We start from the raw sequence: 22,033 nt of genomic DNA on the forward strand, positions 1-22,033 counted from the left end.
CGCCTTCCGGAAAGATCGCATCAGCCTTCGGCTGGAGACCCGGCGCAGATTTCCCGAACACATGTCCGCAGCCACCGGTGAGCCGGATCGGCATCCAGCCGCGGATGCCAGAGCAATGACACGGTAATCTCGGGCACCTGGACCGGCAGGGCGAAACTGAACATTCCGGCACGCAGGTTGCCGCTGTGCCGCTCGGGAATGCTGGCGATCAGATCCGAAGACCTGGCGAGAACCAGCGCCGTGGCGAAACCGTCTACGATCGTCACGATCCGCCGTTCCAGCCCCGACGCTGCCAGGACCTCGTCGACCGCCCCTCTTTCAAGCCCACGTCGTGAGACCAGGATATGGTCGCCCGCCGCGTATCGCCGAGCCGATATCTCGCCCTCGGCCAGCGGATGCCCGCTGCGCACGACGCCGATGAAACGGTCCCGGAACAATGCCTGGGCCCGCACTTCCGGACCGATCGCCGTGCCGACGACCCCGGTTTCCAGATCGACGCTTCCATCGCGAAGCGAGGCGCTGTCCTTGTCCGGCTTGCGGATGAAACGCAGCCGGACGCCGGACGCCTGAGCGCTGACACGAGCGATGAGGCCAGGCCCGAAATTCTCGACGAAACCCTCGCTGGTGCGCAGCGTGAATGTGCGGACGAGCTTACCGAGATCGAGCATCTCGACTGGCCGCAAGACCGCTTCCGCGTCCTGCACGAGGCCGCCGACCCGTTCGCGCAGTTCGATCGCCCGTGGCGTTGGCACAAGCCCACGGCCGGCCCTCACCAGCAGCGGATCACCCGTCGTCTCGCGCAATCGCGCCAAGGCCCGGCTCATGGCCGACTGGCTGAGCCGCAGCCGTTTGGCCGCCCGCGCCACGCTGCCTTCGGCCAGAAGAACGTCGAGGGTGAAAAGCAGGTTGAGATCGGGTCTGGACATGCGCGCAGCATAACACAGGCGCTTCGATATGACATGGCGCCCGACGCATTGAATTGATGCAAACGATGCGCCTTCCGCCATGACTGCCCTTGAGATAGCCATCGGACAACAGTTTCTGGAGGTCCCCCATGATACCCGTACGACTGATACCCGTCGTTTTCGGCCTTGTTCTTTCCTGCCTGATGTCCCTGCTGGTCTCCGGCGTTTCCACGCTCCGCAGCACAGGACCGATCGACGGCTTCCTCGGGATCTGGATGGGAGCATGGCTTCCCTCCTGGATCATCGCTTTTCCGGTCGTGCTGGTTGTCGCGCCGCTTGCGCGCCGGATCGTGAGCAACCTCGCGAAACCGGCGGAGGGCAAAAAGCGATGACCTCTGCCGCCCACGATCCGGTTCCGCAACCGGCAGAACGGGCGAGTGCCTTCCGTGGGGCGCTCGCCGGTCTTTCGCTCTCGATGTTGCTCTCTTCGCTCGGCACCAGCGTCGCCAATGTCGGCCTGCCGACATTGGCGCAGGCGTTCGACGCCTCCTTCCAGCAGGTCCAATGGGTGGTCCTTGCCTATCTTCTCGCAATCACCACACTGATCGTCAGCGTCGGGCGGCTTGGCGACATTTCGGGACGTCGGCGGCTCCTGCTCGCCGGGATTACCCTTTTCACGGTGGCCTCGATCGCCTGCGGGATTGCTCCGACGCTGGGTATCCTGATCGCCGCAAGAGCCGCACAAGGTCTCGGAGCCGCCGCCATGATGGCGCTCACCATGACTTTTGTCGCTGACATATTTCCAAAGACACGCACCGGCGCGGCCATGGGATTGCTCGGAACCATGTCGGCAATCGGCACCGCGCTCGGCCCTTCCCTGGGCGGCCTGCTGATCGCCGGCGCCGGCTGGCGGGCGATCTTCCTGATCAACGTGCCTTTGGGCCTGCTGGCGCTCCTCCTTGCCTTTCGCTACCTGCCTGCCGATCTTCGCCGCGAAAGACCGGACCAAAGACCGGGCTTCGACGTCTCTGGCACGCTGCTGCTTGCCCTGGTGCTTGCAGCTTATGCACTCGCCATGACGATCGGCCGCGGCAATCCTGGTCCAGTCAACGCCGCCCTGCTGCTGCTGGCTGCCGTCGGAGCCGGCCTGTTTGTTCTTGTCGAAGCGAAAGCGACGTCACCCCTGATCCGACTATCGATGTTGCGCAATCCGGCCTTGAGCACGGGGTTGATAACCAGTGCGCTTGTCTCGGCGGTGATGATGTCGACGCTGGTGGTCGGGCCGTTCTATCTTTCGCGTTCGCTCGGTCTCGACGCGGCTTTCGTCGGGCTCGTCATGTCGATCGGCCCGATTGTTTCCACATTCAGCGGCGTGCCGGCCGGCCGGCTCGTTGACCGCATGGGCGCGGGGACGGCGGCCGTCATCGGTCTCGTCGGAATGGTGGCCGGCTCGCTTGCCCTCACCCTGCTTCCCGGAACGTTCGGCATTGGCGGTTACGTCGCCGCCATCGCGGTGCTGACGCCCGGCTATCAACTGTTCCAGGCAGCCAACAATACCGCGGTCATGGCGGACGTCGGCGCGCAGCAGCGCGGCGTCGTTTCCGGCCTGCTCAATCTGTCGCGCAATCTCGGCCTCATCACCGGCGCTTCGCTGATGGGCGCGGTGTTCGCAATGGCCTCGGGAACGGGCGATGTCGCGACGGCACCTCCCGAAGCCGTGGCCGCCGGCATGTCGTTCACCTTTGCAATTGCCGTGGGGATGACTGCCGTCGCACTCGCGATTGCGGCCCTTCACCACGTTGTTCCGGCGATCCGCAAGCTTTTGGCCGGGTCTTCCAGGGAGCCTTGAAGTTCGCAGTTCGTGAAGCCATCGACGCCCGGGCGAACCCTTTCTTAACCCTGCTGTGGCAACACTTTTGCCCATTGTTCCCGTCGTCGTTACGAGTATTGCGTGCCCATCATGGCGGTTATCGAAACAGCGGAAAGATTGCTTCCGCCTGGTCTTAGGACCCGGCTGGCACCGCTGACCCGCAAGCTCGAATCGATCCTCACCGACGACGACGAGACAGCCCGCGCCCAGCGTCGAGCGCTGACCGCCTTCGTGATCCGTGTTGCAAGCGCGGCCATCGCCTTCGTGTCGCAGATCGTGCTCGCTCGCCTGATGGGCGAATTCGAATACGGCATCTTCGCATTCGTCTGGGTTCTGGTCGTGCTCGCCGGCAATCTCTCCTGCCTCGGCTTCCACACGTCCGTCATCCGCTTCCTGCACCAGCACAAGGCACGCGACGAGGTGGCGACCGTGCGCGGGCTCAATCTCGCCGTCCGTCTGGTGGCGCTCATCTCGGCAAGCACGGTGGCCGGCCTCGGCTTCCTGTTCCTGCATGTCTACGGCCACACGGTCGAGGCCTATTACCTCGTGCCGGTGTCACTGGCCTTCTTCACCATACCGATGATCGCGCTCGGAGACGTGCTCGACGGCACCGCGCGCTCGAACGGCTGGACGGTGACGGCGCTCTCGCCCACCTACCTGATCCGCCCGACCCTGATCCTCGCCTTTATGCTGGCCGCCCTCTGGTTCGGGGCGCCGCATACCGCCGTCACCGCCATGGAGGCGGCGCTTGCCGCAACCTATGTCACGACGCTCCTGCAGCTGCTGCGCCTGACGCTGCGCCTGCGCCGGCTCTACGGCCCGGGCCCGATGCAGTTCGAGATCGGCGCCTGGTTCCGTTATTCGCTGCCGCTCTTCCTCGTCGACGGCATCGGCTTCCTGCTGACCAATGCCGACGTGGTCGTCGTCGGCCTCTACCTGCCGCCGGACCAGGTCGGCATCTATTACGCTGCTGCAAAGACGATCGTGCTGGTGCAGTTCGTCTACTTCTCGATCAAGGCTGCCGCCGGACCCCGCTTCTCCGCCATCATGGCGGAGAACGACATGACGGCGCTCGCCTCCTTTGCCGGACAGACCGCACGCTGGAGTTTTTGGCCGTCGCTTGCCGTCGGGCTCATGGCGCTGGCATCCGGCGAACTGCTCCTGTCGCTGTTCGGCAGCGCGTTTACGGCCGGGTACTGGCTGATGGCGATCCTGTTTTGCGGCATCCTCGCCAAATCCATGGTCGGCCCCGGCGAGGTGCTGCTCAGCATGGCCGGTCGCCAGAAGCTCTGCGTCCTGCTTTACGCCGTGACGCTGTTGGCGAGCATCGCTCTCAACATCGCGCTGATCCCCCGCTTCGGCCTGACCGGGGCCGCGATGGCGACGGCGGCGGCGATGATGATCGAGGCAATCCTGCTGCATATCGCAGTCCGCCGCACGCTCGGCATCGTGCTCTTTGCCTTTGCCGATCCGACGCCCTCTGCTCCTTCAAAGGCTTCCTGACCATGGCGCAACCTCCATTCAGCAGCGAATTCGAGGGCAATGGCGGCGGCCGGATGAGCATGCTCCAGACGCTCCGCGCCGAGCGGCCGGATGCCGACACCCATCTCCAGGTCGGCCGGCCGGGCCGCGAGCTCTGCCTTTATCCCGCCGCGTTCGGCTACGACCTGCAGGAAGAACTCGAATTCCTCTCCAACCGTGCGCTGGAGCCGAACATCTTCTTTTCGGCCCGGCTGCTCGCCCCCGCCATGCCGCGGGTCGAGGACAAGCAGGTCCGCCTGGCGCTGATCCGCGACGAGACCGGCACGCGCAGCCGCATGCGGCTGCTGATGCCGTTCACGGTCGAAAAGCCAGGCTTTTCCGTCGGCGCCTCGATCATCCGCGCCTGGGCCAACCCCTTCGGGCCGATCGGCACGCCGCTCGTCGACGCGGAAGATTCAGCCGAGACGATCGACAACCTTTTCGAGGCGCTCAGCATGCGCGAAGCCCGCCTCCCCTCCGTGCTGGTCATGCCGGACGTCAGGCTCTCCGGTCCGTTCGCGCAGCTCGCCAAGGCCGTCGCGATCGGCCGCAACCTGCCGGTCACCGTCACCGATCCCCAACAGCGGCCGATGCTGGAAAGCCTGCTCGACGGCGAGGCCTATCTCAAGCACGCGATCTCGTCGCATCACTACCGCGAAATGCGCCGCATCTGGCGCAAGCTCGGCAACAAGGGCTCGCTCAGCTATTCGGTTGCCCGCCAGCCGGAAGAAATCCGCCTGCGGATGGAGGAATTCCTCGCACTCGAAGCCCAAGGCTGGAAGGGCCGCAAACGCTCGGCCCTGATCAACGACCGCTACCGCGCCGCCTTCGCCCGCGAGGCAATCACCAACCTGGCGGAAGTCGATGCGGTCCGCATCCACACCATCGATTTCGACGGCCGCGCGATCGCTTCGCTCATCGTCTTCATCATGGCCGGCGAGGCCTATACGTGGAAGACAGCCTACGACGAAAGCTTTTCCCAGTTCTCGCCCGGCAAGCTGCTGATGGTGAAGCTGACCGAATGGCATCTCGACGACGCCAATATCATGCGCACCGACAGCTGCGCGGTTCCCGATCACCCGATCATGAGCCGTTTCTGGGAAGAGCGCGAGGAGATGGGGACGCTGGTGATCGGCCTGAGGCAGAACGGCGACCGCGATGTGCGCCAGGTGGCAGCCCAGCTCCACCTCTACCGCAACACCCGCAACATGGCCCGCATGCTCCGGGAAAAGATCATGTCGCTCGCCGGCCGTTCGGAATAATCACTCCGGAATGATCACTCGGCGGCCGCCTTGTCCCGCAGCAGCCGGCGGATGACCTTGCCGCTGGTCGTCAGCGGAATATCGTCGACGAAGGCGACCTCGCGCGGATATTCGTGCATCGACAGCCGCGTCTTCACCCAGTCGCTGACTTCCGCCGCAAGCTCGTCGCTGGGAAGATAGCCTGGTGCCAGCGCGATATAGGCCTTGACGATCTCGGTGCGGATCGGGTCCGGCTTGCCGACCACGGCCGCCAGCCGCACCGCCGGATGGCCGGTCAGGCAGTCCTCGATCTCGCTCGGCCCGATGCGGTAACCGGACGAGGTGATGACGTCGTCATCCCGCCCGATGAACTCCACATAACCGTCGCGATCTTGGCGGCCGAGATCGCCGGTGATCAGCCAGTCGCCGACGAATTTTGCTTCCGTCGCAGCCTCGTCGTTCCAGTAGCCGAGAAACATCACCGGATCCGGACGGCGGATGGCGATCTGCCCCATCTTGCCGGCCGGCAGCTCGATGCCCTTGCCGTCGACCACCGCCACGTGATGGCCGGGCACCGCCCGCCCGATCGCCCCGCCGCGCGACACGCCGAGATTGGCGGCCGAGGACAGCACGAAATTGCACTCGGTCTGGCCGTAGAATTCGTTGACCGTCAGCCCCAATGCCGCCTTCGCCCAGTCATAGGTCTCGCGGCCGAGCGCCTCGCCGGCCGAGGCGATCGTCCGCAACTTGAGATCGTATTTTTCAAGCGGCTTTTCGACCGACTTCAGGAGCCGGAGCGCCGTCGGCGGAATGAAGGCATTGCGCACATCCATCTCGCTCATGATCCGGAAAGCCATGTCCGCATCGAATTTCTGGGCCGGCGAGGAGACGACCGGAATGCCGAGCATCAGCGCCGGCAGCAGCACGTTGAGCAGGCCGCCTGCCCAGGCCCAGTCCGACGGCGTCCAGATCCTGTCGCCTTCCTGCGGCGCGAATTCATGCGCCAGCTGAAAACCCGGAATGTGGCCGGCCAGCACCCGGTGACCGTGCAGCGCCGCCTTCGGCGGGCCGGTCGTGCCGGAGGTGAAGATCATCAGCGCCGGATCGTTAGGCCCCATCGAAAACCTCGAAAACGGGGGGATGGGGGGGAATAAGCGCGTGGAGCCCCAGAAGGCCCGCTATCGACAACCTCGAACACGGGCGGATGGGCGGCAATCAGCGCGTCGAGCCCCAGAAGGCCCCCCCGGCGGGGGGCGCCTCGCCGGTGACGATGACATGCCGCAACTCCGGCAGCTTTTCGCGCAGATCCGCCAGCCGCGACAGACCGAAGGGGTTGGTGACGATCGCCGTCGCGCCCGATGCCTTCAGCTAAGGTATTCGAGCGCTTCCGCCCCGAACAGGAGCGCCAGCGGCAGGGCGATGCCGCCCATTTTGTAGATCGCCACATGCGCGATCCCCGTCTCGAAACTCCGGGGGGGGAGGGGGGAAATCCGAACCCCGGGTTTAAAACCGGGGGGGAAAAAAGTTTCCGCGGGGGGGGGGGGGGGGGGGGAAAACCCGAGATGGGGGGGGGGGGAAAAATGACCCTGGGGGGAGAAAGGGGGGGGAGGGGGGGGGCGGGGATTTTGTGGCGCCGGGGGCGGGCCCCCCCCCCCCCATAAAAAATCGCTGGGGGATCTCCCAGGCGAAATCGCGGAAAAGGTCTAGATAAGAGGCAGGGGCAGGCAGTTTCATGGGCAGCGCTTCTATTTTTGCTGCACCAGCTAACATCCGGGATGCCGAAAATACAAGGGGGACATCGGAGGGGACCTGATATCGCGGCCCCGGAGGTCCGGGCGGGGGGGTTGTTCCGGGGGGGGGGAAAAGAGGGAAGGGGGGGGGGGGGGGGGGGGAAAAAAGGACGGGGGGGGGGGGGGGGGGGGGGAAGGGGGGGGGGGGGGGGGGGGGGGGGGGGGGGGGCTTCTTTTTCCTTGGGGGGGGGGGGGGGGGGGGGGGGGGGGGGGGGGGGGGGGGGGGGGGGGGGGGGGGGGGGGGGGGGGGGGGGGGGCTCATAATATGGGGGGGGGGGGGGGGGGGGGGGGGGGTTCCGGCACGGGGCACCACATCACTTTCCGGCCTTTGATTTCCTTGTGCTATTTTGAATTTTCCCCGCACTCGGATTTAGGTGCGGGGAAAGTTCGATCTCAATTTGTTCTGCAACCAGCTTCGACGCCTTGATCCCGAGACGCTTGCGGTCCGCCTGCTTCGTGTAGGTTTCTGCTTGCCTGGAGGTCGCCCAGCCATATTGCGCCATCAATTCATGGGAGGTGGCGCCGGCATTGGCGGCCAGTGTTGCCGATAATTTTCGGACGCCATGGGCGCTCTTGCTCACGCCCGCCTTGGTGCAATGTTTGCGGAACCAGTTTCCGAATGATTCGGTGGTGAAGGGCCGACCGTTTTCGCCAACGATAAACGCGAGATCGCCGGTCTTCGTCTCAGCTATGGCCTTCATAAGCCTTGCGGGAAACTCGACGGTTATTTCCGCGCCGGTCTTCTTTCGTCCTCATAGAGAACGTGTTCCCGGTCATGTGTTGGCGTCCGGCCTTGACGATGTCTGAGCGGCGCAGTCCAGAGCAAAGCAGCAGTTCGAACGCCAGGCGCTGCGTTGTGCCCTCTTTCCACTTCCTGCAGAACTTGTTCACGTCCTCGGCAGTCCAGGGCTCAAAACCATCCGACTTGTATGCGACGTTCTCGACGCCATGCGTCGGATCAAAGAGGCATATGTCATTCTTGACGCCCCACTCGAATAGACCTCGCAGAGCTTTCAGCAGCGCGTTGGCCTGCGCCGGCGTGCCGACACGGGCGTCGAGGGCGGCCTCTATATCCTTCTTCGAGATGTCTCCGAAGAAGGCATCATCAGCGTTTCTCAGCATTTGGAGGAAAAGATTCCCCCTCGCCCGCCGGGTCGAAACCGACAGAGCCGCCCACTTGCGGCTCTCCATGTATCGCTCAACCAACCACTTCAGTGATCGGCTATCGGCAGTCTGCCGGCGTTCCACTATAGGGGTTCCCGCAACCGCCGCCTTGTAGGCTGCCTGAAACTCTTCAGTCCCAGGTTCGCCGCGCAGGCGGGTACGCGGTCCCTTGCCAACGCGATAGTAGAAGACCCACGTTTGGTGTCGGGTCTTCTCTTTGATCACGTTGAGGGGCAACTTGCGCGGCATGAGTTCCATCAAAGCCGAACTCCACCTCTAGGCGCAAGCGGATTCCGTTCGGGCTGCGCTGGTGGGGCCGGAGAAACCCGGATGGTCCTGCCGCCTTCAACGATCTCGACCGTCACATTCTTCGCATTCGCCACGTCGGCCATCCGATCAAGGTCGGACTTTTTGACGATCGCCGTTGCGGTCATGGCTGGTCGCCTTTCGATTGGGGCGGGAGATTCAGTGCCTCCCGCTTCTGCTCTGGTGTTCCGTGCAGGAGCATGACAGCGGCCATTTGATCCGCGGTCGCCTTCGACCCATGCGCAGGGTTGAAAGCCTCCACATCCGTCGAGGGTGAAGTGGTTGCAGCCGCTCCCAGAATGGGTTCATATGCACCGGGGGTACTATGTCTTTTTTGCTCGTCTTCGCCGTTGTTTGCGCTGTGTACATCATGCTCTTTTCGCGTGAAGGTCGCGGTTGCCTCGGACGCATCCTTATGGTGGTCGGCCTCATTGCGATCGCACTGGTATTCGGACTTTGGGCGCTCATGGCAGCGTAACTGGTCCACCACATCGGGAGCGGGCGGGCTGAACAGAGGTTGCAAAATCTCGCGCAGGACTTCTGGATTAGGCACGCCGTCCCAGTCCAGAAGCTTGTCGCGGATCTGGTCGATCGCCTCATCCGTCAGAACATGAGACGAAACCACATTTGGTGGGGGCGATGGCGAGAACCCGGATCGAATACTGGAGTTATGGTCCATTGGCTCTATGGAGGCCGCATGCCTAGGTACTACTTCCATGTCCGAGAGGGCGGTGTCCTCGGGAAAGATCCTAAGGGAACTAAGTTTGCCAACCTCGACGACGCCTACAATTATGCCGTCAAGGCCGCGCGGGAGGTAATTGCGGAGGTGGGTCTGGCCAACGACGTTATTGACGTGACCCGTTTCGAAATCACCGCCGAGGACGGGACTGTGCTTCGGGAGGTGCTGTTCCGATCCGCAGTTCAGCTCGACTAGTCCGCCCGGTTGTTTCTCGGGGGCTGGCGCCACAATGGAGGCCGGGAACGTGTCGCGGAAGGTCCTTGCGGATTTGATCTCGGCGAAGTGCAGCGTGATCGAGTTCCCGCCATCATGGACAGAAAAAACATCCGGCGGCAAATTCGGTTGGGGCGCTGGTGATAGAGCCTGATGATTGCGGAACGCTACCGCGAGCGCTCGCAGCTCCTCGGCCATCGTGTTGCCGCAGGTGCCTTCGTCCATCTTGCTGCAGTTGAAGGCGTTGGTGTCCCACTCGACATCGCCATGATCGCAACCCGGCTCGCAGTCGACGAGATCGGCGGCCTGGTCGAGTAGATCGATGTTGCCCGGAACGCATGCGTCGCCAAGATGATAGGCAATCTCCCGGATTTTCCGGTCTTCTTCCCATGTCGCATTCTGTCGGGCGCGAAGACGCTCCCGAAATTCGTGGATCTGGGACGGAAGCTCGCCGATGGCCTTTTCGCCGATCGCACGGTTTCGATTGTGGTTGTTGTCCAGAAGCCAGCGAAGCGTATCGGCAGCATCAGGATATCCGCCAAGCCAGTGATATGCATCGGCAGCTTCGGCCTTCATGCGCAGATGGGACCGTTGATCGGCGAAAGCCTGCGGGTAGAGTTTTTCGGCAATCCAGCTTCGCATGGTCATCGGCCGGCCTCCGGCGCGGTGACGGCAAGGGCGCGGCGAAGATCTTCAACGTAGACGAACATCGTCTTATGGTGTGGGTGCGCTGCTTCGAGGGCGGCTTGCAATCTAGCGATCGCTTCCCGATCTTCACCAGCCATATTGGTTTCGGGCGCTGGCGAGTGCGAAGCATGGTTGATGCCTCGTCCGCAGAAGAGGCAACCGTTGTCGCCGGGCTCATAAGCGTGGAGAGCCAGACTCGTTTCCGGCGGCGGGGTGACAATCGGATAGTCTTCGCCTGCCTCGTTCTCGCCCACCATGGCCGTGCCGTGGCTCTTGTTGACACAGTCGCAATAGAGAACGGAGCCAGAGCAGCAGTGTGCGTAGGCTACCGTGACCCTCGGTTGGGGCCCTGGTGACACCTGCATGGCGTCGTGGATCATGTATCCGATGACCTCAGCCATAGCCGGGGGATTGCTGTCGCCAAGAGCCTCTATGGCTTCTCGACGTTCCAGCACGTCTTCGGAGCGCCAAGTATCCAGATCGAAAGCGGGGATGGTATCCGGGTTCCAATCACCTCGGGCAGCTGCTGCCCTCTTGGCGCGGTCAATCGCGGATGGTCCCGCCTGCCAGGCGATCTCCAGTCTCGGCAGGCTGGTGCAGGCAATAAGGTACACTCGCCGCCTTGGATATGGCGCACCAACGTCTTCAGCGCCGAAGACAAATCGGGCGACGTGGTAGCCAGATCGCGAAAGCTGTCGATTGACCTGGGCTTCCCACGCCGCGTTGCCGGGCGGCTGCTCCACGACAATCCATTCTGCTCCGGCGTCGATCCCGGCGCATAACATGTAGGGCCAGAGAGAATGCCCGTCGCGGTATCCGTGGATAGCGGCAGCAACGCTGGTTCGCTGGCAGGGAGGCCCGCCGAAGACGACGTCAGCTTCGATGACAGGAAGGGTGCGGACATCGTCATATACGGGAACTCCGTGGTGCATGTTTTCGAGAACGCGGCGGCGACGCTCGTTGGCTTCGCATAGAGCGACCAACTGGAAATCGATCGAGGCGCGCTGCAGACCGATCGAGTGGAAGCCGACGCAGGAGAAGAGATCGAGGACGCGGATCATTCGGCCGAGCCCTCCGTCGCGGTGGCGGCAAGGGCGGCGTGCAGCGTGGCGAAGTGCCGGATCCGCTTATTCTTGGCGATCGTGAATTCCTCGATGCCCACAGCGAAGACAGGGACACCGCATGCGAGCGCAGCGCCGAGCTCCACCCATCCACCCTTCAAGACATCGGCCGGCTCACGATAGAGGACCAGCGCGGAGGCGGTCGAAGCTTCGAGAATGCAACGCCGCCATAGATCGGACAGATCGCCGCTCTCGCCTGCGCCTGCCTCGTCGATCCATGTCGAGATGATCGGAAATCCTGCCTCCCGAAGCCGGCGCCAGCGATCGGCGTGTTTCGTCTTGCTGGCGATGTAGATCCCACGCCTATGTGATTGGGGTGGTGGGGCCGTGCCAAATGGCTGGCTCGGCAGGGGTTTGCCATACATCAAGTTCAGGGCATGACCGGTCTCCCGTTCGTGCCGGTGGCCGAGGTCCATGTCGAGGCTCATGTGGATGCAACCGGTGCTGTCCTGGTACCACCATCCAATCGGCTCTGAATCTACTGCCGGAGAGAACGGGGCTAGAGATTCGGCGAAGTTTTCGTGGACCCCTGGCACGGGCTGACGATCGGTCATTGCTGCGCCTCCTGCATGGCGGCGATGTGCATCGAGACGCGCGGGAGGCTGATCTTCATGAATCGGGACCGGCCCATCTCGTCTTCGTAGATGCAGCGCTCGACGACAATCTTCTTGTCGTTCGGCATGCGGCGCAGCTTCAGGCGTTCGCGCAGCCAGACGTCTCGATGCATTGCGATGAAGCCGATGATGGCCGCATAGTGCGCCTTGTCTGGTGCCCGGCTGGCGATCGTCGAAGGCGCGTCACCGGCAAGGTAGGCGGCGCGGATCGCCGGCTCGTCGAGCTCGATTGTCGTGACCCGTTTCTCAATTCTGTTCGTCTGTTTGCCCATCATAGCCTCCAAAGCCGGTTTTGGATGCCGTCGCCTCTCTGACAGGCGGCGGTCACCAAAGCTGGCTTACATGGACGATGAGCCGGACATTTCCGGCGTGCCCTGGTAGGCGGGAAGGCCCGTCGCGCTGGCGGCGCGGGCAAGATCGCGCATCACCTGCTCGGTGATGTACTGGTCGGGCCGGTAAAGCTGGTAGAACCAGGTGATGCCTTCCTTGGCACGATAGCGGAGGCGGACCGGAACGCGGGTCGGCTCTCCCTGGAAGAACGGCGGAAGCTGGATGATGAAGAGAGACGGAATGGTGAGCTTGTCGCCCTTCATGTCCCGGTGTTCTTCCTCGAAGCTGATCTCGCCCTCGCCGCTCGACAGGGTGACGATGTTGGAGACCTTGGTCTGCGCATGGATTTTCAGACCGCGGGACAGGAGCTGCAGCTCGTTGGGGTATGCCATCTTGCCGCCAAGTTTCGCTTCCCAGAAGGTGATCTCGTCCTCGTGCGGAGCGGCAAGCTCGCCGATGCGGTCTTCGATGAACTCGGCAAAATCGACCTGATTCATCGGCTTCTTGTTGCCGGCAACCCAAGCCTGCCATTCTTCGGACAGCGGGAACGGGTAGTGGATGCGGTGGTGCCCTTTATCCGGGCTTCCGAGGGTGGTGAAGGTGTCCTTGCTGCCCTCGACAACATTCGCGATGTTCATCTGGTGGTAGTCGATGACAGTAGTGAAGGACGGCTTCGGCCAGTTGGTGTCGGCGAAGATCACCGAGTGATCGGTCATGTGGCGCTCTGTCAGCTCAATGAAGCTGTCGAGCGTGGTGGCCTTTGCGGTGCCCGTCTTGCGCTCGGGCGTATCGCGCCAGCTGTCGAAATGGCTCTTGATGCCAGCGGCGGTGCCATCCTTCGGATTGAGCAGAAGGGGAATGCTGGTCGGGACGCCCTTGGCACCGGGTGGCGCTGTGACGCTGACGATCTGGAAGCCCTTCTCCCTGACGAGATCGGCAACGGCATTGACGGCAGTTTCGGACAGCTGGTCCATGGTTCAAATTCTCCATTAATAAGATGAGGGTGCCGATTCGTCAGACGACGAGCAGGCGGTGATCAGGACGGGCGGGTGAGGCCCTTGCGGTTGTGGTCGATCTCGAAGGGGCCGCCGATCATGTCCATCTGCTGGGGGTGCTCGGTGGAAATGTTGCCGTCGTCGAGGGCGAAATAAACGGTCGAGCGGCGCGGAAGCTTCGGCAGCTTCACCGGTGGGATGTCGCAGTTGAACTCGATCGTATCGCCGGCCGCCGTCAGCTTCATCTCAAGCTTGACGGTGGCGGAGAACTTGCGATTCGGCTGCGCGGCGACCAGATCGACCAGGGCCTTCTGGGTCTCTTGCAGAACGTCTGTCAGTTCCTTGTTCAGCTCGCCCCGTTCGAGCAGGCCGAGCAGCAGTTTTGCATCGCGTATGATTTTCATGGGTGTTCTCCCCGGTTTCCCATCGGGACCGCCCCGAGGGTGACGAACGTTTGCCGGTCGCCCTTCAGAGGCGGCGGGCGATCTCGAAGCCAAGCCAGAAGACGATCACGCTCAGGCACAGGAATTCGACCGCGCGAGCGCGCCAGAAGTTGGCGGTAGCAAGGATGTCGAGGAACTCGCGGCGGCTCTGCTCGCGACGAGATTCTATAGCGAAGGGGATGACGCGGATGGTGTTCATGCCGGCGTCCTCGGGGCAGCACGCTTAGTCTTGGTAACCTTGATGCCGGGAAACAGCTTCTCGACATGCTTGTTCGCGTCAGCCGACGAGGCAGCGAGAACGTCGTGCTTGGAGCCGTCCGCGAGATGGACGCGGAAATGCGTTTGAGGGGCTGTCTTAGCCGCAGCCGCGGGCGGGCGCTTCAGATTGAGCCCGCGCTGGTCGAAGATGTGGTCGGTCGCCGGCATCGCGATTAGATCCGGTTTTCGAACATGCCGGTGGCGCGATTAGCCGGCACTGAGACGCGGGTCTGATAGGTGCTGAGCGTAACAGCACGGGCACGGGCATCGTCCGCGATGTCCATTAGCTGAGCCTGGGTGATGCCAAGGCACGCCTTCAGGTCGTCGGCGGTGCAGCCTTCGCCGAAGCGGCGCATTGCTTCGGCAAGGCAAGCAACCTGCTCGTCGCGATTTCGGCAAAGTGGAAAAGCGTTATGGTTCTGGATCTGCTGGCGCATGGTTCTCTCCATCTTGAAGGGGACCCCGCTGGACCGGCGCGTGATTGGCGGTGGCGCGCCGGTCCCTCTCGTTGCGGGGAGGTCCTCGCCGCGGTGCGGCTTGGATGAAATGGAAATTAAATCCAATTTATGGAAACGTCAATCGGGAAGTTGGATTAATTTTCCAACTTGCTGATTCGCCTAGACTCTCGGTTGCACTTATGGATTCAGTAAGAACCAAAGGAGAACAAAATGCAGATGGAGATGAGCCGAGAGGTGCGGATTTTTGATCTGCACATTCGATGTGAGAACTGCCTTAGGGAATATTTGCGGGCTGTCGAAGTTCCGAATGTGGATGACGCGCCGTCTGACGAGGACGAGTTGATGGAAAGCGGCTTCCTAGGATCGCTGCGGTTCTCCTGTCGCCGTTGTGAAGGAACGATTGGGCGCCTGTTCGGCGTGTCACGCCGGCGACCTGAGGCTTAAAGAGGAACCTCGTTCTGTATCTTCCTCACCAGCGCAATGACTTCAACGGTGGTTCCTTCGTCGGCCGCCATGTCCCGCTGCACCACAATGGGCTTATGTTTCGGGTTGGTTGACCTCGGGTGAAACTCGGTCCGGTCCTGGTATATTTCAACCTGTTTGACCGACCATTCGCGGATATGCCCGCCGTCTCTTGTGCGCTCAACCACCACAACCATTCGATCCCGCAAAGGAACCTCGTGTGCAACATCCTCATATGCGACACATACGACGCGGTCACCAGGCAGGATTGCTCGGGGCCGGAGATCGTTCATTGAATCTCCGCCGACATTGAAGATAAGTAAGCGCGCGTTCGGGAATCGTTCGTCGGGCGACAAGGTCATGTACTCACTCTCGGACTGATCGAATTGATCCACCTCCCGAAAGGTTCCGGCCTCTACCGTTCCGACAATTGCTGCCGATGTCATGCGCTCGCGCACAGGGAATGCATCTGCATCCGCGGCGTCCAGTCCATCCCGTAGCCAAAGGAGCGGCTTGCTCACTGTGTCTGCGAGCTTCTGCATGACGTCACCGCGAGGTTGATCAATGTCCCCCCGGAGGTATTTGTTGATGTTGTCATAAGGCACGCCTGAACGGCGAGCCAACTCAGCCTTATTCCAGCCAAGTTCCTTACGGGCTTGATCAAGTCGTTTCCACCATTCCATATCAAGCATCATAGTTCCGGATAAAAATTCCGGATTGGATTTCCAGTGCCTTGTAATTGGATTTATAATCCAGTATTTGTTCAGCATGAGTGAAGCTCTTTCGATCAGGGACGTCATCAAGGTAGCTGGAGGGCCGGCGGCTGTTCAGGCCGAACTGGAGAGGCGAGGCCACGACCTCACGCGCGACGCGATCTACAAGTGGCCGAAAACCGGCGTCCCGGATCGCTATTGGGATGCCTTGATTCAGCTTACCGACCTTGGCCCCAAAGAACTCTATCGTGCCAACTGCGCGGCTCGCGAACAAACAGTGCTTCAGGAGGCCGTCGAATGAGGCGCTTCCACCTAAAGTTCCTCCAGCGCTGCCTCTCGGGTACGGGTTGCGCCAACTGTCGCCGGAGTGGCGGACCTCAATGCTCCGGCGACTTTCTTTTTCTGCAGATGGCATGCGGTCCCCCGTGATTTGACAGGCGGACCTTAAGCCGCCTCCCGGCGGCATTCACGGAATCAAACCATCCACCTTTTTTCCTTGACCGATTTTCAGGGGTATTTTCGTGCGCCCACTCGACGCCAAAGAACAGGAAGCTCTCAAGGCCGCGACGGCTGCGAGCTATGACGCCATCGGCGGTGTCACTCGCGCCGCCGATGCGATCGGGGTCGCGTCGTCGACCCTTACGAAATATGCCTCTACCGGCTCGGAATGGGTTTCGAGCTACATCCGTCTCGACCTTGCTGTGGCACTGGATCGGCGGACGTCGCATCCCTTCTTCCTCGATGCCATGAGCCGCCTGGTTCGCAACGAACCGATCGCGCCGGCAACGTCGCTCACGCCAACCGCAGTCCTGAAACTCGATGGGGTGCTCGACGACGTCGTGCGTGAGGTCGTGCGCGCAATCGAGGACGGCAGAATCGACGCTGCGGAGCGGGCCGCCGTGCGCAGCCGCATCGTCGCCGCCCAGCAGGATCTCGCGCGGCTCTTTTCAATGATGGGAGGATGAGATGGGAAATGTCTCCGACAAGGCGCGGGCATTCGTCAACCTTGTGGCGAGCAATCTGCCCGAAGGCGACGACGAAGCGCTTGGCGCGGCCGCCACGGCTTGCGCCTACGCCTGCATCAAGCGTGGCCACGACGACGTCGACGCGCATGTCGCGCTGCAGGCGGCGCTGGATGGGTTGCGCCACAGGATGAATGACGACGGCGGGGTGCTCCAATGACCGCCACGATCATCCAGCCGATCGGCGGCCATGCACGTGCCTTCATGCGGCAGGTGGTTATGAACTCGGGCGTGATTTGCGTCACGGGTGCCGATGAATTGGCGCTGGCCGGAGAATGTTTCTCCGCCGGATATCTCGATCATGATGCCGGCGACCGCTTCACCTTCGTCATCACCGAAAAGGGCAAGGATTATCTCCGGCGCCTCGCGAGGTGCGAGTGATGACTTATTCCGGGAAAAAGCCCTTTACGGTCCCAGGCATTCGCGGCCTCGAAATCATCCGCACCGCGGTGGCGGGCGGCATTTTCGACGATGGCAAACGGCAATCGGACCGGCAGGCGGCGGCGAAAGCCAACGGGAACGGCTATCTCGACCGCGATCCGAAGGACGGGGCGAAGTGGTATCCGACCGAAAAGGCTCGGGAGATGCTGGCCTGGCTGGAAACTCAGATCGCAGGTGGTATCGCCGTTCCGGTTGCGTCTGTTGGCGAGCCGGCCGGAACGGGTGTCGCGGCGATGGAAGCCAAACTGGGCACGGCCCGGTCATTGCTCGCCCATGGCGACGTGATGGCGGCGCGGGAACTCGCCGAGGGCATATATGAGCAGGCGAAGGCCGGCGGTCGGTTCTCGGCGCGGTTCCGGCTGAAGGAAAGCCTTGAGGCCTGTCACCGTATCCAGGCGGATGCGCTCAGCATCGAAGTCCGGACCAAAATGCGGATTGCCGAGGAGTGGGAGAAGGCGAAGGCGGAAGGCAAGACCTTGAAAGGGCGCCCGAAAAGCGTTCCAGACGAGAACGCTTTCACGGCCGAAGAAGCTGGCCTGACCCGCAAGGATCTCCACTACGCGAAACAGCTTCTTGAGGCCGACCGGCGGGAGCCGGGTATTGCTGAACGGGCCATTGCCGCGCGGCTGCAGGCTGGACTGGAGCCATCGCGGTCCAACCTGCGCGTCTCGATAGGCACTAAGACGGCGACCAAGGAAGAGCGCGGCGACAATCTCTACCAGACCGGCCCGGAAGCAATGTTCACCCTTCTGGGATTGGAAAGCTTCTGCTCGACGATCTTCGAGCCGGCGTGCGGCAAGGGCGCGATCGTGCGGCATCTGGAGGCAGCGGGTTGGGATGATCTCATCCTCGCCGACCTCATTGACTACGGCACGGCTGACCAGTTCGGCGAGGTCCAGAAGGTCGAGGACTTCCTCACCTCGGCGCCGCTGGAGGTAGACGGCGATTTCGATATCGTCACCAATCCGCCCTACGGGGCGGCGCTGAACGCTTTCGTAGCCCACGCGCTGCGTGTCCACCGGCCGCGCAAAATGGCGCTACTGCTGAACGTCAACTTCTTCGGCGGGTTCGACGACGACGACCGCAATTTCACGCTCGACGAATGCTCGCCCGCGCGGATCTGGTGGTTCTCGCGCCGGCTGCCGATGATGCACCGGGAAGGCTGGGAAGGGAACAAGGCCAACAGCAGCATGAACACGGCGTGGTTTATCTGGGAGCTGCAGCCGGACGGCACCTATGCGACCCCGACCGTTATCCGGCGGGTCGACTGGAAGGATTACGTGCCGGCGGAACTGGCGGCGGTGGTCAATGACGAGGCCGAGACCGATGCGGATGAGGTGGCGGCATGAACGCGCTTCCCTATCGCCGCAAGGAAGTGATCGGCGATTGCACGCTGTACCTCGGTGATTGCCTGGAGATCATGCCGACCCTTGGAAAAGTCGATGCAATCGTTAGCGACCCTCCTTACGGCATAGCGTTTTCCCATGGTTCTGGTGGCGATGGTATTGGGGGGGGCGCTACGTGTCCAAGTTCAATAACGTCGCGATCCATGGCGATGACAAGCCGTTCGACCCGAGGCACATGGTTTCCGCCGCTCCTGTCGTAGTTCTGTGGGGCGCCAATCACTTCGCCGACAAGCTCCCGGCTTCATCCAAATGGCTGATCTGGGACAAGAGAAAGGGTTTTACGCGAAATGATTTTGCAGACTGTGAGATAGCCTGGACGAACCAGAAGGGCGTTGCGCGCCTGATAGCCCATTACTGGAACGGGATGATGCGCGACTCCGAGAAGGGGGTCCCAAGGGTACATCCGACGCAAAAGCCGATTGTTGTCATGGAGTGGGCACTCCGTGAAGTGTCCACGGTAGGGCAACTGATCCTTGATCCATATATGGGCTCTGGCACGACGGGGGTAGCCTGCGTCAAGTCCGGCCGTCCCTTTGTCGGCATAGAGATCGATAATGGGTACTTCGAGATCGCTTGCGAGCGCATCCGCAAGGCCTACGCGCAGCCGGATATGTTCGTGGCGGCGCCGGAAAAGCCGGCTGTAGCGGAACAGTTCGGCCTTTCGCTGGAAGGCGGTGAGGCATGACCGACGCGACCACGCCTGCCGATCGGGAAAAGGAAAAGCTCAAGCTCATCAAGCTGCGCGACATTGCTGCGCGCGTGGCCGGCGACGTCTGGGACATGGAGGCAGATCAGGACGGCATCCATGTGATTTCCCGCCGGGCGACGGGGGAGCAGGTCAAGATCCTGACGATCCACCATGAAGCGTTGCCGGATGAGCAGGATCTGGTTGCTGGCGCGCTCGACCACCTGTTCTTCTTCCTGGGGTTCGTCGGCCGCGCCGTTCAGCGCGTGCGGGAATTGCAGGCCGAACTGGACCGATTGATCGGCCGCAAGCGTGCCGAGAACTACGGCTTCATCGCAAAATCGCTCTGCGAGAAGACCTCATTCTGGCGCTTCCTTGAAACGCGAGGGATCGACGGCGTGATCACCTCCCGCATCGCGGCCGAAACCCGAATGAAGGGCCTGCTCAACATTTCCTCGAAAGCGGAACTGAACAGCGACGAGGCTGCGCGTAAGCGCTTCTTCCATCTGCGCGCCGATTACTACACCTGGCAGAGGGGTGGCTTGGCATGATCGACCGCGTCTTTCCTGAAGAGAGAATCGAGTCCGGAGGCGTTTCAGCCGTCGCTTACCGCATCGAATGCTCGGCTTGTCCGGCGGTCGGATTCTATCCCCAGAAACGCGGTGGCGTGCCTCGTCCGCCGCCCGCCATCATGGAACATTTCCGCGGGATGCAGTGGGTGGTCGGCAGCGTCCATCGCAAAGACCTTTGCCCCGCCTGCGCTAAGCGCCGCAAACCAAAACTGGAGAAACCCATGGATAACACCGTGGCGGCGAAACAGCCGCTGGCGGAGCCGCCGCGTGAATGCTCGCGCGAGGATCGCCGCATCATCATGGATAAACTCGACGAGGCCTATGGCAAGGATTCCTATAAGGCGCCCTGGACGGACAATGCGGTTGCCAAGGACCTCGGCGTTCCTCGTGACTGGGTATCGAAACTGCGCGAGGAATTCTTCGGGCCGGCGGGCTCTAACCCGATGTTCGACGAGTATCTGGAAAAGCAGGCGGCGCTTGCAGCGCAGGCCGCGACGGTCTGCGACCTCGCCAAGCAGGCGGATTCAGCAGCCTCTGACTGCCGCAAGGCGTGGGAGGCCATGGTACCGAAGCTTGACGAGCTGCGCATGTTGTCCAAGCGCATCGAGCGGGAGATCGGCCGGTGAAAGACCGTCTGCTCCGCCCCGATATCGTCGACTGCAACGGGCCTCGCGAGATGGCCTCTTGGCTGCTGACCTGCCCGTTCTCGACGATGATTTCCGAGGAGGCATTCATCCGCCGCTGGCTTCAGATGGCGGGCTTCCGCGAGGGGCTAGGATACCTCGACACCATTCTTTCCATCATGCGCGAGGACCGGCGCGAGGATGGGAATCTTCTTCACATCATGAGCTTTTCCGCTGCGAACGGGCGTCTTTGGCGCGTGGCGGATGGCGTGACGACGGACGATGAGGGGCGCGGATGAGCCACAAAGCGACCATGTGGGCCGTCACGGTGCGCGGCATCACTTGTGCGGAAGCGCGGGTGCTGTGGCATCTCGCCGACTGCCATAATCCCGTCGAGGGATGCTTCCCTTCCCAAGATTACCTTGCTGAAGCATGCGAGATTGACGAGCGGACGGTGCGCCGGCTGCTGGCGAATCTGCGAGGAAAGAGCCTCATAAATTGGACCGAGCAGCGCGACGGGAAGTATCGCAAAAACAACCGGTATGCCCTTGCCTTCTGAAGATGGGTTCCGTGCCGCGCCGACAGAAGATCAACCGGACAATTTGCCCGGTTCAAATTCGGCTTCAACCGGACAAATCGAGCAGTTTGAACCGGACATTTCTGACAGTTTGAACCGGACACTGGAGTCCTCTAAAGAGAAACCTGTAATAGAACCGGTAATATTAACCGAGAGAGAGGGCGCGTGCGCTGGCTCGGATGAAGATCCGAAAAAGATAGAGCGCAAGTTCAAGGCTTGGTACCCGACGTGGCCGACCTATCTTTCGAGCAGCGAAGAAGCGGCACGGCGCGCGTTCCATGCCCTTTCACCTGAAGATCGGGCCGCATGCATCGAACGCACGCCAGCGTTCATCGCGGCAGTCAGGGCGACCAAGACCACCAAGTTCACATTCGCGGCCGTCTACCTCGCCGATCGTGCTTGGCGTCGTCTTGAAGACCCCAAAGACGAAATCTCCCCGCCGACGATGCACAAGGCGTTCAGCCGGCCGTGGACGGCGCTTTTCCTCGCCGAGATCTCCAAGCCCATGTCGACGAACGGTTGGCCGGCGCTAACCCACTTCCAGAGAAATCAGATGCGTGATGCCGAAGAGGCTCGCAAGTTGGAGCGGGAGCGCAAAGCGAAATATGGGTGGCCTAAGGCCTCGGCAATGGTCACGGACGGCAAGGCGGTATCCGTCCCCCCAAGGCTGGTGTCGCTGTCAGAAAGCTTCGAGCGGATGCGCCGCGGTGACGAGCGATACCTGCGTTGGCAGGCGCTGCACGAACGCATGGGATGGCCGTGGTTCCAGGATGGCGATCACGAGTGGTTCTTCTTCCCGGCGGGCGAGCCGGAAGACGCGATGGCGGAATTTCAGGCACGGTTGAGCGAGGGCAAGGGCGATGTTGATGCAGCGTAG

32 protein-coding genes and 1 pseudogene are annotated in these 22,033 nt (G+C 62.1%); 18 read left to right on the plus strand and 15 right to left on the minus strand.

Features of this window, described 5'->3' with window-relative positions; translation table 11 throughout:
* Window positions 1-20 precede the first annotated feature (20 nt).
* The gene (locus LZK81_RS19745) at window positions 21-926 is read right to left on the minus strand and encodes a LysR family transcriptional regulator (protein WP_233954361.1); all 906 of its coding nucleotides are present in this window, start codon (window positions 924-926) and stop codon (window positions 21-23) included.
* 128 nt (window positions 927-1,054) lie between these two features.
* Between LZK81_RS19745 and LZK81_RS19750 the strand changes: the two genes are divergently transcribed.
* The 4 genes from LZK81_RS19750 (at window position 1,055) to LZK81_RS19765 (ending at window position 5,558) form a co-directional block, all read left to right on the plus strand.
* Complete coding sequence (locus LZK81_RS19750; protein WP_046605341.1) at window positions 1,055-1,297, plus strand: DUF2798 domain-containing protein; 243 nt, start codon at window positions 1,055-1,057, stop codon at window positions 1,295-1,297.
* A complete protein-coding gene (locus LZK81_RS19755; RefSeq protein ID WP_233954362.1) occupies window positions 1,294-2,754 on the plus strand; it encodes an MFS transporter in 1,461 nt (486 codons plus the stop codon). The genes LZK81_RS19750 and LZK81_RS19755 overlap by 4 nt, the downstream gene beginning before the upstream one ends.
* Window positions 2,755-2,856: 102 nt before the next feature.
* Window positions 2,857-4,278, plus strand: coding sequence for a lipopolysaccharide biosynthesis protein (locus LZK81_RS19760; protein ID WP_326491496.1), 1,422 nt, complete (start codon window positions 2,857-2,859; stop codon window positions 4,276-4,278).
* A gap of 53 nt (window positions 4,279-4,331) precedes the next feature.
* Entirely contained in the window at window positions 4,332-5,558 is a 1,227-nt protein-coding gene (locus tag LZK81_RS19765; protein WP_233956629.1) for a GNAT family N-acetyltransferase, read from the plus strand.
* Between the two features lie 14 nt (window positions 5,559-5,572).
* Here LZK81_RS19765 and LZK81_RS19770 read toward each other — a convergent pair.
* From LZK81_RS19770 to LZK81_RS29425, 5 genes and pseudogenes are all read right to left on the minus strand, one after another.
* Window positions 5,573-7,271, minus strand: a pseudogene (locus LZK81_RS19770) (AMP-binding protein).
* A 370-nt stretch (window positions 7,272-7,641) separates the two neighbouring features.
* Window positions 7,642-8,028, minus strand: a complete 387-nt coding sequence (locus tag LZK81_RS19775) for a hypothetical protein (RefSeq protein WP_233954364.1) — start codon at window positions 8,026-8,028, stop codon at window positions 7,642-7,644.
* Window positions 8,012-8,749: a hypothetical protein gene (locus tag LZK81_RS19780; protein ID WP_233954365.1), complete on the minus strand. Its 738-nt coding sequence runs from the start codon at window positions 8,747-8,749 to the stop codon at window positions 8,012-8,014. The genes LZK81_RS19775 and LZK81_RS19780 overlap by 17 nt, the downstream gene beginning before the upstream one ends.
* Window positions 8,749-8,925, minus strand: a complete 177-nt coding sequence (locus tag LZK81_RS19785; RefSeq protein WP_233954366.1) for a hypothetical protein — start codon at window positions 8,923-8,925, stop codon at window positions 8,749-8,751. Before LZK81_RS19785 ends, LZK81_RS19780 begins: the two co-directional genes overlap by 1 nt.
* Window positions 8,922-9,476 (minus strand): hypothetical protein, encoded by a 555-nt coding sequence (locus LZK81_RS29425; protein ID WP_418936456.1) that lies wholly within the window; start codon window positions 9,474-9,476, stop codon window positions 8,922-8,924. Before LZK81_RS29425 ends, LZK81_RS19785 begins: the two co-directional genes overlap by 4 nt.
* A gap of 18 nt (window positions 9,477-9,494) precedes the next feature.
* On the opposite strand from LZK81_RS29425, the gene LZK81_RS29430 reads away from it, so the two are divergent.
* Together LZK81_RS29430 and LZK81_RS29435 are read left to right on the plus strand one after the other, a co-directional pair.
* Window positions 9,495-9,731: a DUF6894 family protein gene (locus LZK81_RS29430; RefSeq protein WP_105430174.1), complete on the plus strand. Its 237-nt coding sequence runs from the start codon at window positions 9,495-9,497 to the stop codon at window positions 9,729-9,731.
* A 171-nt stretch (window positions 9,732-9,902) separates the two neighbouring features.
* Complete coding sequence (locus LZK81_RS29435; RefSeq protein ID WP_418936457.1) at window positions 9,903-10,067, plus strand: hypothetical protein; 165 nt, start codon at window positions 9,903-9,905, stop codon at window positions 10,065-10,067.
* A 326-nt stretch (window positions 10,068-10,393) separates the two neighbouring features.
* Here the strand turns inward: LZK81_RS29435 and LZK81_RS19795 are convergent, their stop codons facing one another.
* From LZK81_RS19795 to LZK81_RS19830, 8 genes are all read right to left on the minus strand, one after another.
* The gene (locus tag LZK81_RS19795; RefSeq protein WP_233954368.1) at window positions 10,394-11,497 is read right to left on the minus strand and encodes a DNA cytosine methyltransferase; all 1,104 of its coding nucleotides are present in this window, start codon (window positions 11,495-11,497) and stop codon (window positions 10,394-10,396) included.
* The gene (locus tag LZK81_RS19800) at window positions 11,494-12,111 is read right to left on the minus strand and encodes a hypothetical protein (protein WP_233954369.1); all 618 of its coding nucleotides are present in this window, start codon (window positions 12,109-12,111) and stop codon (window positions 11,494-11,496) included. Before LZK81_RS19800 ends, LZK81_RS19795 begins: the two co-directional genes overlap by 4 nt.
* Complete coding sequence (locus LZK81_RS19805; RefSeq protein ID WP_233954370.1) at window positions 12,108-12,443, minus strand: hypothetical protein; 336 nt, start codon at window positions 12,441-12,443, stop codon at window positions 12,108-12,110. Before LZK81_RS19805 ends, LZK81_RS19800 begins: the two co-directional genes overlap by 4 nt.
* Before the next feature lie 66 nt (window positions 12,444-12,509).
* Window positions 12,510-13,475: a DUF2303 family protein gene (locus tag LZK81_RS19810; protein ID WP_233954371.1), complete on the minus strand. Its 966-nt coding sequence runs from the start codon at window positions 13,473-13,475 to the stop codon at window positions 12,510-12,512.
* 62 nt (window positions 13,476-13,537) lie between these two features.
* Window positions 13,538-13,900 (minus strand): hypothetical protein, encoded by a 363-nt coding sequence (locus LZK81_RS19815; RefSeq protein WP_233954372.1) that lies wholly within the window; start codon window positions 13,898-13,900, stop codon window positions 13,538-13,540.
* 64 nt (window positions 13,901-13,964) lie between these two features.
* Window positions 13,965-14,138 carry a hypothetical protein gene (locus LZK81_RS19820; protein ID WP_233954373.1) on the minus strand — a complete coding sequence of 58 codons (174 nt, stop codon included), beginning with the start codon at window positions 14,136-14,138 and terminating at the stop codon, window positions 13,965-13,967.
* Window positions 14,135-14,365, minus strand: coding sequence for a hypothetical protein (locus LZK81_RS19825; RefSeq protein ID WP_233954374.1), 231 nt, complete (start codon window positions 14,363-14,365; stop codon window positions 14,135-14,137). The genes LZK81_RS19820 and LZK81_RS19825 overlap by 4 nt, the downstream gene beginning before the upstream one ends.
* 5 nt (window positions 14,366-14,370) lie before the next feature.
* Window positions 14,371-14,634, minus strand: a complete 264-nt coding sequence (locus LZK81_RS19830; RefSeq protein WP_233954375.1) for a hypothetical protein — start codon at window positions 14,632-14,634, stop codon at window positions 14,371-14,373.
* A gap of 231 nt (window positions 14,635-14,865) precedes the next feature.
* Here LZK81_RS19830 and LZK81_RS19835 point away from each other — a divergent pair, with 231 nt between their 5' ends.
* Window positions 14,866-15,099 carry a hypothetical protein gene (locus LZK81_RS19835; RefSeq protein WP_233954376.1) on the plus strand — a complete coding sequence of 78 codons (234 nt, stop codon included), beginning with the start codon at window positions 14,866-14,868 and terminating at the stop codon, window positions 15,097-15,099.
* Here the strand turns inward: LZK81_RS19835 and LZK81_RS19840 are convergent.
* On the minus strand, window positions 15,096-15,887 hold the full coding sequence (locus LZK81_RS19840) for a helix-turn-helix domain-containing protein (protein WP_233954377.1): 792 nt from the start codon (window positions 15,885-15,887) through the stop codon (window positions 15,096-15,098). The two genes, LZK81_RS19835 and LZK81_RS19840, sit on opposite strands and share 4 nt — an antisense overlap.
* Between LZK81_RS19840 and LZK81_RS19845 the strand changes: the two genes are divergently transcribed.
* The 11 genes from LZK81_RS19845 (at window position 15,886) to LZK81_RS19895 (ending at window position 22,033) form a co-directional block, all read left to right on the plus strand.
* Window positions 15,886-16,131, plus strand: coding sequence for a hypothetical protein (locus LZK81_RS19845; protein ID WP_233954378.1), 246 nt, complete (start codon window positions 15,886-15,888; stop codon window positions 16,129-16,131). The genes LZK81_RS19840 and LZK81_RS19845 overlap by 2 nt on opposite strands.
* Window positions 16,132-16,351: 220 nt before the next feature.
* Window positions 16,352-16,795, plus strand: coding sequence for a phage regulatory CII family protein (locus LZK81_RS19850; RefSeq protein WP_105426055.1), 444 nt, complete (start codon window positions 16,352-16,354; stop codon window positions 16,793-16,795).
* A gap of 1 nt (window position 16,796) precedes the next feature.
* Window positions 16,797-17,012: a hypothetical protein gene (locus LZK81_RS19855; RefSeq protein WP_038539509.1), complete on the plus strand. Its 216-nt coding sequence runs from the start codon at window positions 16,797-16,799 to the stop codon at window positions 17,010-17,012.
* A complete protein-coding gene (locus LZK81_RS19860) occupies window positions 17,009-17,233 on the plus strand; it encodes a hypothetical protein (protein WP_233954379.1) in 225 nt (74 codons plus the stop codon). Before LZK81_RS19855 ends, LZK81_RS19860 begins: the two co-directional genes overlap by 4 nt.
* The gene (locus LZK81_RS19865) at window positions 17,233-18,642 is read left to right on the plus strand and encodes an SAM-dependent methyltransferase (protein ID WP_233954380.1); all 1,410 of its coding nucleotides are present in this window, start codon (window positions 17,233-17,235) and stop codon (window positions 18,640-18,642) included. Before LZK81_RS19860 ends, LZK81_RS19865 begins: the two co-directional genes overlap by 1 nt.
* Before the next feature lie 172 nt (window positions 18,643-18,814).
* Window positions 18,815-19,384: a site-specific DNA-methyltransferase gene (locus tag LZK81_RS19870; protein ID WP_233954381.1), complete on the plus strand. Its 570-nt coding sequence runs from the start codon at window positions 18,815-18,817 to the stop codon at window positions 19,382-19,384.
* Window positions 19,381-19,935 (plus strand): hypothetical protein, encoded by a 555-nt coding sequence (locus LZK81_RS19875; RefSeq protein WP_233954382.1) that lies wholly within the window; start codon window positions 19,381-19,383, stop codon window positions 19,933-19,935. Before LZK81_RS19870 ends, LZK81_RS19875 begins: the two co-directional genes overlap by 4 nt.
* Window positions 19,932-20,582, plus strand: a complete 651-nt coding sequence (locus LZK81_RS19880) for a hypothetical protein (RefSeq protein WP_233954383.1) — start codon at window positions 19,932-19,934, stop codon at window positions 20,580-20,582. Before LZK81_RS19875 ends, LZK81_RS19880 begins: the two co-directional genes overlap by 4 nt.
* Window positions 20,579-20,878 carry a hypothetical protein gene (locus LZK81_RS19885; protein ID WP_233954384.1) on the plus strand — a complete coding sequence of 100 codons (300 nt, stop codon included), beginning with the start codon at window positions 20,579-20,581 and terminating at the stop codon, window positions 20,876-20,878. The genes LZK81_RS19880 and LZK81_RS19885 overlap by 4 nt, the downstream gene beginning before the upstream one ends.
* Window positions 20,875-21,138 carry a helix-turn-helix domain-containing protein gene (locus tag LZK81_RS19890; protein WP_233954385.1) on the plus strand — a complete coding sequence of 88 codons (264 nt, stop codon included), beginning with the start codon at window positions 20,875-20,877 and terminating at the stop codon, window positions 21,136-21,138. Before LZK81_RS19885 ends, LZK81_RS19890 begins: the two co-directional genes overlap by 4 nt.
* The gene (locus LZK81_RS19895; RefSeq protein ID WP_233954386.1) at window positions 21,122-22,033 is read left to right on the plus strand and encodes a hypothetical protein; all 912 of its coding nucleotides are present in this window, start codon (window positions 21,122-21,124) and stop codon (window positions 22,031-22,033) included. The genes LZK81_RS19890 and LZK81_RS19895 overlap by 17 nt, the downstream gene beginning before the upstream one ends.

The sequence above is a fragment of the Neorhizobium galegae genome, from assembly GCF_021391675.1.
In the GTDB taxonomy this organism is placed as follows: domain Bacteria; phylum Pseudomonadota; class Alphaproteobacteria; order Rhizobiales; family Rhizobiaceae; genus Neorhizobium; species Neorhizobium galegae_B.

Excerpts from the sequence above, each read along its gene's own strand:
- LZK81_RS19745 (WP_233954361.1), bottom strand. The coding sequence starts at position 926 with ATGTCCAGACCCGATCTCAACCTGCTTTTCACCCTCGACGTTCTTCTG.
- LZK81_RS19750 (WP_046605341.1), top strand. The coding sequence starts at position 1,055 with ATGATACCCGTACGACTGATACCCGTCGTTTTCGGCCTTGTTCTTTCC.
- LZK81_RS19755 (WP_233954362.1), top strand. The coding sequence starts at position 1,294 with ATGACCTCTGCCGCCCACGATCCGGTTCCGCAACCGGCAGAACGGGCG.
- LZK81_RS19765 (WP_233956629.1), top strand. The coding sequence starts at position 4,332 with ATGAGCATGCTCCAGACGCTCCGCGCCGAGCGGCCGGATGCCGACACC.
- LZK81_RS19775 (WP_233954364.1), bottom strand. The coding sequence starts at position 8,028 with ATGAAGGCCATAGCTGAGACGAAGACCGGCGATCTCGCGTTTATCGTT.
- LZK81_RS19780 (WP_233954365.1), bottom strand. The coding sequence starts at position 8,749 with ATGGAACTCATGCCGCGCAAGTTGCCCCTCAACGTGATCAAAGAGAAG.
- LZK81_RS19785 (WP_233954366.1), bottom strand. The coding sequence starts at position 8,925 with ATGACCGCAACGGCGATCGTCAAAAAGTCCGACCTTGATCGGATGGCC.
- LZK81_RS29425 (WP_418936456.1), bottom strand. The coding sequence starts at position 9,476 with ATGGACCATAACTCCAGTATTCGATCCGGGTTCTCGCCATCGCCCCCA.
- LZK81_RS29430 (WP_105430174.1), top strand. The coding sequence starts at position 9,495 with ATGCCTAGGTACTACTTCCATGTCCGAGAGGGCGGTGTCCTCGGGAAA.
- LZK81_RS29435 (WP_418936457.1), top strand. The coding sequence starts at position 9,903 with ATGATTGCGGAACGCTACCGCGAGCGCTCGCAGCTCCTCGGCCATCGT.
- LZK81_RS19795 (WP_233954368.1), bottom strand. The coding sequence starts at position 11,497 with ATGATCCGCGTCCTCGATCTCTTCTCCTGCGTCGGCTTCCACTCGATC.
- LZK81_RS19800 (WP_233954369.1), bottom strand. The coding sequence starts at position 12,111 with ATGACCGATCGTCAGCCCGTGCCAGGGGTCCACGAAAACTTCGCCGAA.
- LZK81_RS19805 (WP_233954370.1), bottom strand. The coding sequence starts at position 12,443 with ATGGGCAAACAGACGAACAGAATTGAGAAACGGGTCACGACAATCGAG.
- LZK81_RS19810 (WP_233954371.1), bottom strand. The coding sequence starts at position 13,475 with ATGGACCAGCTGTCCGAAACTGCCGTCAATGCCGTTGCCGATCTCGTC.
- LZK81_RS19815 (WP_233954372.1), bottom strand. The coding sequence starts at position 13,900 with ATGAAAATCATACGCGATGCAAAACTGCTGCTCGGCCTGCTCGAACGG.
- LZK81_RS19820 (WP_233954373.1), bottom strand. The coding sequence starts at position 14,138 with ATGAACACCATCCGCGTCATCCCCTTCGCTATAGAATCTCGTCGCGAG.
- LZK81_RS19825 (WP_233954374.1), bottom strand. The coding sequence starts at position 14,365 with ATGCCGGCGACCGACCACATCTTCGACCAGCGCGGGCTCAATCTGAAG.
- LZK81_RS19830 (WP_233954375.1), bottom strand. The coding sequence starts at position 14,634 with ATGCGCCAGCAGATCCAGAACCATAACGCTTTTCCACTTTGCCGAAAT.
- LZK81_RS19835 (WP_233954376.1), top strand. The coding sequence starts at position 14,866 with ATGCAGATGGAGATGAGCCGAGAGGTGCGGATTTTTGATCTGCACATT.
- LZK81_RS19845 (WP_233954378.1), top strand. The coding sequence starts at position 15,886 with ATGAGTGAAGCTCTTTCGATCAGGGACGTCATCAAGGTAGCTGGAGGG.
- LZK81_RS19840 (WP_233954377.1), bottom strand. The coding sequence starts at position 15,887 with ATGCTGAACAAATACTGGATTATAAATCCAATTACAAGGCACTGGAAA.
- LZK81_RS19855 (WP_038539509.1), top strand. The coding sequence starts at position 16,797 with ATGGGAAATGTCTCCGACAAGGCGCGGGCATTCGTCAACCTTGTGGCG.
- LZK81_RS19860 (WP_233954379.1), top strand. The coding sequence starts at position 17,009 with ATGACCGCCACGATCATCCAGCCGATCGGCGGCCATGCACGTGCCTTC.
- LZK81_RS19865 (WP_233954380.1), top strand. The coding sequence starts at position 17,233 with ATGACTTATTCCGGGAAAAAGCCCTTTACGGTCCCAGGCATTCGCGGC.
- LZK81_RS19875 (WP_233954382.1), top strand. The coding sequence starts at position 19,381 with ATGACCGACGCGACCACGCCTGCCGATCGGGAAAAGGAAAAGCTCAAG.
- LZK81_RS19880 (WP_233954383.1), top strand. The coding sequence starts at position 19,932 with ATGATCGACCGCGTCTTTCCTGAAGAGAGAATCGAGTCCGGAGGCGTT.
- LZK81_RS19890 (WP_233954385.1), top strand. The coding sequence starts at position 20,875 with ATGAGCCACAAAGCGACCATGTGGGCCGTCACGGTGCGCGGCATCACT.
- LZK81_RS19895 (WP_233954386.1), top strand. The coding sequence starts at position 21,122 with ATGCCCTTGCCTTCTGAAGATGGGTTCCGTGCCGCGCCGACAGAAGAT.